Below are 1,177 nucleotides of genomic sequence, written 5' to 3'. Positions count from 1 at the left end.
GTGCTCGCCGTGGAAGCTCGCCAACTCCGCTTGCGCCCGCCTGAAGGCGTGCAGCAAGACCGCGAGGTGACGACGGCGGTCTCGCCAACTGGCATTCCCTGCGCCATCCCAGTCGAAGTGCTGGTGCCAGAGGTCGCACCATCCCTTCCGCGCCATATTCACCCTGTAAGTGCGCGCCTTGCGCCATATGCCCGTGTAGTAAGTGGCGATCGGCGAAGGCGGAAGCGGCTTCGTCCCCCGTAACTTGTTCATCGATTCACTTTACCGGAAGGAGCCTCTCGTGACCGACCGCACCTGGCCGACTGCTGCTGAAAGGCTACTAGAACCTAAGTTCCCCCCCACATCTGCACGTAGAGTTGCTTGATGTTGGGCGGCATCAGCGCCAATGCCCATCGTTTCCGGTCGCCCTTCAACCCGTGCAACAAGGGCTCAACGTAGGCTACATCAATAGCTGAGCGAACCTCAGCATCGCCGCGAGCGAGTTGATTCGCCATGAAGGCCAGATGCGCCGTCACCACAGCGCCGTCAAGTGCTGCCACGGAGTTGGTCGTCGATCGGCAGAACTCTTCGAGCCAGATGATGTCGGCATCTGCACTAAAGCCGCACTGCTCGAGTCGCTCATTCGCTCGCGCCGCCTCTGTCGGAAACTGCTGGGCAATCGCTTCTCTCAGCGCCAGCAAACTGTCTGCACGCATGACTTCCCTCCTTCGACGGGGCACAGCGCGAGGCGGCCCTCTCTATTCAAGTTCGGCAAGCATGGACCTTACCGCGACCTCAGCCAAGCTACCCGCAAGCTGTCATTGGCGAACTTCCGCTTCTGGCCGACAGTGTATGTTCGCCGCGTCGCTCGCGACCAGTCGGTCGCACGCCGTTCCGTCTCGCTGGGCGACCGCTTCCAGGGCGATGGACGAAGGGGCGCAGTCGGCCAGAAGCGGCCAGACGTGAACGGCGGCTTTCGGACAGGGTGCCCCCAAGGCTGCGAGCCTGATCTCTGCGGGGTTCGGCCGCTCACTCAGACCCTGGCGAGGAAGGCCGCCGCATCACCCGCTTCGCACTTCCAGTCTGCGAAAACCCCGACCAGATTGCATTCCACGCAGCGGCAGGCGATGTAGTACCAACGCACGTCATGTGTGCCCTCGTACACGGAGACGCCGGACATCAGCTCCAGCTCGAACAC

General features: G+C 62.4%; 1 protein-coding gene. It reads right to left on the bottom strand.

The features are described 5' to 3' along the window. Positions 1–326: 326 nt before the first annotated feature. A complete protein-coding gene (locus ACXJLU_RS33385; protein WP_457338012.1) occupies positions 327–695 on the bottom strand; it encodes a DUF7674 family protein in 369 nt (122 codons plus the stop codon). Between the last annotated feature and the right edge of the window lie 482 nt (positions 696–1,177).

This window comes from Rhizobacter sp. P5_C2 (genome assembly GCF_054049715.1).
The sequence above is the reverse complement of the archived record's forward strand: the minus strand, read 5'-3'. Positions and strand labels throughout refer to the sequence as shown.